At 41.2% G+C, this 8218-nt stretch carries 3 protein-coding genes; all 3 read left to right on the top strand.

The features are described 5' to 3' along the window. A partial coding sequence (locus ACH2DQ_RS19730; RefSeq protein WP_395027975.1) for a type IV pilus twitching motility protein PilT occupies positions 1-722 on the top strand: 722 nt, incomplete at its 5' end. Between the two features lie 88 nt (positions 723-810). Further along, complete coding sequence (locus ACH2DQ_RS19735) at positions 811-1260, top strand: prepilin-type N-terminal cleavage/methylation domain-containing protein (RefSeq protein ID WP_394911403.1); 450 nt, start codon at positions 811-813, stop codon at positions 1258-1260. A 173-nt stretch (positions 1261-1433) separates the two neighbouring features. Further along, the coding region (locus tag ACH2DQ_RS19740) for a prepilin-type N-terminal cleavage/methylation domain-containing protein (protein ID WP_395027978.1) at positions 1434-8218 on the top strand (6785 nt) is incomplete at its 3' end.

Genomic DNA, 8218 nt, shown 5'->3' on the forward strand with positions numbered 1-8218 from the left:
CAAAGATTCTAAAAGATCTCGCTATGCTGAAACGCGGCATGGTACTTGTTACCGGTCCCACCGGAAGTGGTAAATCTACCACATTGGCATCCTCCCTGGACTATATTAACCAGAGCCGCAGCGAACATATAATTACCATAGAAGATCCGGTGGAGTATGTACACCAGCATAAAAACTGTATGGTAAACCAAAGAGAAGTAGGCGTAGATACCAACAGCTTTGCAGCCTCACTCAGAAGCGCACTCCGTGAAGATCCTGATATTATTCTGGTAGGAGAAATGAGAGATCTGGAAACCATCGCATCGGCGGTAACAGCAGCCGAAACCGGACACCTGGTATTTTCTACCCTGCATACAACAGGCGCAGCGCAGACCATAGACCGTATTATTGATGTATTTCCACCATATCAGCAGCAGCAGATACGGACACAATTAGCTTCCGTATTAAAGGCAGTGATATCCCAGCAGCTTGTTCCTACAGCAGATGGAAAAGGCAGGGTAGCAGCCCTTGAAATCTTATTAATCACGGATGCCGTTGCGAATATGATTCGAGAAAATAAATGCCACCAGATCACTTCCGTTTTACAAACAGGCGGCAGGCTGGGCATGCAGCCCATGGATGGACATTTACTGGAACTGGCTCAAAACCATATCATAAAACCAGAAATGGCAGTTGACTATGGAATCGACAAGAACATGTTAATGCAGAAGCTCTTCGCGTAATTTTTTTGCATTCTCAATGTGATATAATTTTGATAAATCCCCAAAGGGTTTATACATACAAAAACATAAATTTAAGGAGGTATGAATTATGACATTCATGCAGAAGCTGAGAAAATCAGCAAAGGAGAAGAAAGGTTTTACATTAATCGAATTGATCATCGTTATTGCTATCATAGCAATCCTGATCGCTTTGATCGCACCGAATTTGGTGAAGTTTTTATCAACGGCAAGAAAAACGTCTGTAGATGCAAATGCTAAGACGGCGTATACTTCTATTCAGACGTTTTTGACTGGACAGGAAACGGCTGGAAAAACAATTCCGGAAAATGCTACTGGTTATAAAATCGTAGACAACGGTACTTTTATTACTGATTCCAATTTTAAAGGTATAAGTGAATTTTTTAATGCTAATGAAATTAAAAATGTAACGATAACAGCCGTTATTGGCAAAAATAACACATTAACTGAAGTGACTTGGGACGTAAAAGATGGTAATAAAGCTACTTATCCAAAAGAAAAAGAAACAGAAACACCATAATATAACAAAATATATTGCGTAATAGATTATCACTAAGGCAGGCAATATGCCTGCCTATTTACCAAAACATTATCCCTATTATTAAGTGCAGAATAAAAAATCCTACATTTACTAATACGAATAATAACTAACTATATTTTACAATAATCACCCCAAGAAAGGATGAACTTATAATGTTTGCCAAAATAAAACAAACACTAAAACAAACCAAAGGCTTCACATTATTAGAAATGATTTCCGTTATCACCGTTGTTGCCATTATCGGTACCATCGTGACAGTAGCGGTGTACGGTTATATGGTGACCGCCTATATGCTTAAGGCAAACCAAACAGCGGAAACTGTTTTTTACGCTGCTCAGAATTATCTGACTCAGCAAAAAGAACTGGGAGCACTAAACCAATTTAATGAGCGTATTGCTACATATGATACAGGTCTCAACACTACCAGGATGGAAGACATCTTGCAGTTAAACGGATATTTTCCGGATGACGATCCCACAGTTAAAGAAGAATGGGAAAAAAATCATAGCAGCAGTAAAATTGTATCCGTGTTTATTAATAGTAAGGAAGGTTATTTAGGAAACAGAGAAGATATGTCATCAAAAGATGACGATATTTTCTATAATCCATTCTGGTCAGAAATCATTGAACCCAGCATAAAGGATGAGAATATAACCGACCATTGTTTTTTACTGGAATATGATAAAACAACCGGTATTGTTCTAAGCGTTTTTTATTCGGAAAAAATTGTTAATTTTTGCCAGAAACCTAATATTTATCCTTATGAACTGAACGGCAGTGAAAAATATAACGTAGTAAAGCGTGATACCAAAAGCCTGAAAGAAAATCGCCAGGGCTACTACGGAATCAGTATGTCCAACTACGCCAACAGCACGGTGGAAGTATATCAGCCGGCTGTAAAATTAGTGAACGGTGACCGATTATATTTAGAATGGCAGGATAAAAACTTACCACTTGAAGGAGCAGGGGCAGAGTCAGGAAACCCTGCTTTTTCCGCTGATTCCTCTCTTGCAGGTAAACTATATTATGATGTGAAAATCAAATCAAAAAACAGACCCGATTTCAGTGTCAGTATAGGAAAGGTAAAAGCTGGTGTAGGCACACCTACTGATTGGAAAACAGCAGAAGAAAAAGCAGGCACATCTACATCTTCTTCGGATCCAATCTTTATATACAACAGCAGTACCAATACCTATTCTTTGAGCCTGGATTGTATCCACTACAGCATATTGGAAAAATACAAAGGGATATTGTCTACGGATTATATTTACTGCGAAGTAACTCCTAAATTGGAAGGGATGTCCGTTTCGGATCAAAAAGGTATTTCCAATTATGAAAGTGCCAACTTTGGAGGCGGCGAAAAAGAAGCTGATTACAATGGGGTTATGGTAGATGCAGGCGGAAGCGGTAAGTTGGAGACTGGTTTAGAAGAAAATGACTCCACTTTAGATTCTCCTTACACCATTAAGTATGCACGTCATCTGAACAATATGCGTCATGTAACTGCAGAATCCTATTTCCTGCAGACCGGGGATATTAACTGGAAGACTCCGGAATACAACAATGACAGTTCTCATACGGTTATGCTAAATAAGAAACTTTTTGAACCCCTGGTGTTTGTAAGAGAAGTAAAAGCGGATCAAAATGATTTGACCAATATCGTATCAGAATTTAAAGGTCAATTTGCCGTTGAAGAAACAACAGATGAAGACAATCATAAGCGGAATTTCCGGATAACCGGCATAGATATCAAAGCTGATGCCAAAATCGGAAATAATGTAGGACTATTTGCAATAAATGGCGGAGAGATCAAGGGACTTCGTCTCCTGGATTCATCCGTTTCAGGAATAACAAATGTAGGTGCTGTTACAGGCACAAATAATGAGACAGGTAAGATTACGGATGTTCAGGTCCAGGCCGCAGTACAGGCAAAAAATTATAATAGCAGCGGTGAAGAAAGCGGGAGCACGGTTGCCAATTTCGGCAAAAACATAGGCGGTGTGATTGGTGAAAATAAGGGTGAGGTTTCTGATGTAACCACATCGCCGGTTGTGGACAACGATCAAAAGGCAACGCAAAATATAGTGTCGGGAAATCAAAACGTGGGCGGAATTATTGGTTTAAATCATTCCGATCAGGTAGCTTCTCTTAAAAATTACAATAATCTAGCCGTTGTAACAGATGAGGATACAGCGATACAGAACTTTGGCGGAATCGCAGGGCAAAATAAAAATACCGGAAAATTACAAGGCTGCATTAATAAAGGAATTATTAGCCTGTCTAACAAAAATGAACAACCGGATGGTACCGGAGCTTTATCCCGGGAGCCGCTTTATATTGGCGGAATAGTGGGATATAATGAAGGCATTTTAAAAAAATGTGAAAATGTACTGGATGAAACATACTTTACGAAGAGCGATAAACTTTTTGAAACATGTATAAATGATTTGAATCAGGTGGATGGAACATTGCCCTCTTATTTAGGAACGTGCGTTGGAGGTATTGCGGGAGGTAATCTGGGAGAGCAGGCAAAAGTTACGGATTGTTTTGTAAACAATGCTGTTCTGGGCAAGGATTTCGTCGGCGGACTGATCGGCGTCAATATGGGAACTGTTACAAACGGAGGACTTATATCCACAATACTGGAAAATATCACTGGACGAAAAGAAGATGTTAACGGCCTTGTAATCGGCAGCGGTAACATGGTTGGGGGAATTTTTGGGTTTACCTACGATGAAAACGGAGTGATATCCAATTATGTAAACTCATCAAATGTACTGGGCGCTTCTATGGTAGGCGGTATTGTAGGTATGAACGGAGCGGACTTTGACAGCGTTCAGAAATTATTGGAGGCTGACTGGAATGGGCAACTGGATGAACTGGCTTCCGGCACTGATGAATATTATAAAAAACTCATGCAGAAAGACCTAAGCGATGCAGAAAGAGATGCCATAAAAGGAAATCTTAATAATTATTATAAAGCATTAATGCAGGGAGGATTACCGGCTGAAAATACAAACTCTGCAAGTAAGATAAGCAGTTGTACCAATACAGGATTCGTATACGCTGTGAAACGATACAGCGGAGGAATTACCGGTGTAAACTATGGTGAATTAAATAAATGTTTAAGCAGCTATGAAGAAACCGAAGATAACATTATTGATGCAAAATATGATTTTCTCACAACAGCCGACTGTGCCGGAGGAATCGCAGGTTTAAATCTGGGTTCTGTAATTGGAGATGGCGCAAACAACGCAGACAGCACCAATTATGTATACGGCAATTCTTTTGTAGGCGGAATTGTAGGATGGAATGTGTCTTCTATCAGCGGATACCGCAATATCTCCGGATGTGTACGGGGACGGAACAATTACGTTGGCGGATATCTGGGAATGAATTCCGATATAAGCGGTATTAACGGTGTTGAGGTAACCTATAATGGCGGTGCAGATTCACAAATCTCCGGTAAAAATTATGTGGGCGGTCTCATAGGCTGCAATATTGTGCCGGTACAAGATAATAATCAGACGGAAGTGCAGATCACAGGCGCTACAGCGGGCAGTATTTCCATTAAAGGAGAAGCCTATGTGGGTGGCGTTATCGGCTATCATTCCAGCGTGGCGAATTTGATCGATGTACCTATTCAATGTGCAAGTCTGTCAGTATATTATCCTTATGGCGTCTTTGATGCGAATGCTTCACAGGAACAGGGTGGAGTGCAAAAGACCATAACGAATTTTGTAAGGTGCCGCAATACAGCTTCGGTTACCGGCTCCCGCTATGTGGGCGGTATTATCGGGTGTAACGAAAAAGGCAGTAATCTAACGGTAACATCGAGCAATAATTATGGTGATATTTCTATCGTCATACCGGATGGCATTCAGATCGAAGAAGATGCTGCAACTTCTGATCAAATAACAGGAACTTCCTATTTTATAGGTGGTATTACGGGCAGAAATACATCTACTGGTTTAATTCAGCAGTGTTATAACGAAGGAAGTGTGAAATCTCCAAGTAAATATCTGGGTGGACTATGCGAAGTAAATGAAGGCATCATCAAAAATTGTGTCATAGGAGATGCGAAAAGCTTCAAAATAGAAGGCAGGAGCAGTGTGGGAGGAATCGTAGGATTAAATCATACTACAGACCCTTCAAAACCGGCGCGGGTTGACAGTTGCAGCGCCAATCAATATGCTTCTATCGTTGGCGGCAGCAATACAGGCGGTCTTGTTGGTACCAATGAAGCTTCCATTGTCAATTGTACGACATTTGCCAACGTATCGGCTCCCGGCGGTGACAAAGTAGGCGGAATCACCGGATTTAATAAAGGAAGTATATCCGGAACCGCAATCGGAAGTGAGCGGATTATACCTACCGTCGTGGGCAGAAACTATGTGGGCGGTCTGATCGGGGTTAATGAGGGAATCCTGTTACAGGAAGGCACAGACAACGATTCCACTATCCAGGGCGTACAGCCTACTCTTGAGAATTTAGTGAACAGGGCAAATGTAACGGGTGAGAATTATGTGGGCGGAATCGTAGGCAGCCATAACTCCAAGAGCATTATATCCTGCAGTAACTATGGCAATATTACATCGGAAAAAAGAGATGCATCGGATAATGTAATTGGTTCCGGTTACGCAGGCGGTATCACCGGTGTAAATGAGTCCGGTAAAGAGATTTTAAATTGTGAAAATTATGGAAATGTTATCAGTAATTATGGGCAGTCCGGCGGAATCGTAGGCATGAATTTTGGCACACTGGAAAGTTGCAGCAACAGTTCCGGAACCATAAGGAGTGATTATGCACAGGCTGGTGGTATCACAGGAATCAACTCCGGCATCATTCAAGCAAGTATCAATCTTGGAAGTGTGGCAGGAGCTGTCACAGGCACCGAACGCAATGCAATCGGTGGAATCGCCGGCATTAATAATGGTGCTTCCCAAGGGATCGCCGCGGGTGAAATTAATAATTGTTCTTCAAAACAAAATAGTTCCAATTCAAACTCTATCACTGGCAGTAATATCTTGGGCGGCATAATTGGCTGGAACCTGGGAACTGTTACCATGAAAAAGAACAGCGAAGAAGACAGTAATGTTACCATCAATATCAATGTTAACCAGGCTGCTGTTAATAGTACCGCAGGAAATACCCCATTGATCGGCGGCATTATCGGAAAAGATGAGAGATCTGCAACGGATAATAATCCCGTAAGTATAGAAAATTATATTTACAGCGGTACCATTCATATTGGTGAAATGGCACAGACCTTATATGCCGGCGGTATCATCGGATACAATAACAAAAGTCATATCGTGAAAAACTGTGAATTCAGAGGTACGATTAGCGGACTTGGCAATCGGAATTTTGATGATAAGGGCAATCTGAAGACGGACGGCGGCGTTGGTGGAATCGCCGGACGCAATGCGGGAACGATTTATTTAAAACGTATTGGAGACAGCGATGAATATGCCATTAACACAACACCGGATACACGTACTTCCATTAACGGATGCACGAATGTAGGCGGAATCGTCGGAATTGGGGATAAAAACAGCAGCATTTTACGGGATGCTCCTAACAATGGCAACGCAAGAGATGGCTATATTGTAAATTATGCCTCTGTAACAGGTGTACTAAATGCCGGCGGTATTTACGGAAACAGCAGTGTCGCAATTACAGCGTGTAAAAATAAGGGAATTATCGGTGGAAAAACACGGATAGGAGGAATCAGCGGTTTTCAGAGCAATTCAGCAGATATTACGGATTGTGAGAACACCTCCCAGGCAATGATTAATCCTTTACAGGAGAACAGCAGTGATATTGGAGGGATCACCGGATATGCCGCCAATGTTAAGCTGACCAATTGCAGCAACCAGGGAAGGATCTGCTATGCCGATGAAAGCAACCAGCCTGCAGGCATTACGAATGTAGGAGGTATAGTCGGAAATGGATCCTCAACTACATTTATTAATTGTAATAATGGTAAAGCTGGAGAGACAAGAGATTTCCTTACCTGTGACGTCCGCAATGCAGGTGGTATCGTAGGAAATTATGCCGGACCCAAACCGGGAAAGGATATAAAAAATTCCGAAGCCCTCAAAACACTGACCAAAAACTTTGACTCCTGCAACAATTACATGAATATTGTTATGAACGGAGAATCATGCGGTTCTGTTGGGGGAATCGTGGGAAATGCTTCCGGTAACGACCAGTATCTGATTCTTAATTCCTGTAATAACTACGGAAAAATAAAAATGAATTCCAATAAGAAACTGGATATTTACAATTATACTTATTGCGGAATGGGTGGAATCGTTGGTTATGCGACTACAAAAGTTTATATTAATAGCTGTAATAATTATGGAGTCGTCGATGTCAATAATTTTGCCCAGGTCGGAGGCATTATAGGTGTTATAAAAAGCAAGAGCAATGCAGTTTCCGTTGGTTTAATCGAAAACTGTAATAATGGTACGACCGGTACCATAAAAGGCGGAGGTGATGTGGGCGGTATCATTGGAAGACAGGAAGACGGAGCGTACTTAAAAGTACAGAATAATGCTAATAGCGGTTCCATTTCTGGAATTCAGAACGTCGGAGGAATACTAGGGCGCATATACCAGGGCACTTCCAGTGCTTTCAATACCGGCGAATATAGTAACTGCACAAATAAAGGTAATGTTTCCGCCATATGGAATAAGGAAGCAAATGCAACACCGTCCGGAATCGGAGGATGTGTGGGAGCTATGCCTTATGCAGGAGAATTATTTACAAATTTAATTAACGAAGGCGAATTATCAGTTGATAGGTCAGTAGGTACAAAAACAGTAACCGGTGTAGGCGGTATTGTAGGTGTGTTGGGGAATACAGGAAATTCTAACAGTACGTTTAAAAATTGTTCTAATAAGAAGGAATTAAAGTTAGACAGATCCGATAT

Source organism: Robinsoniella sp. (assembly GCF_034124845.1).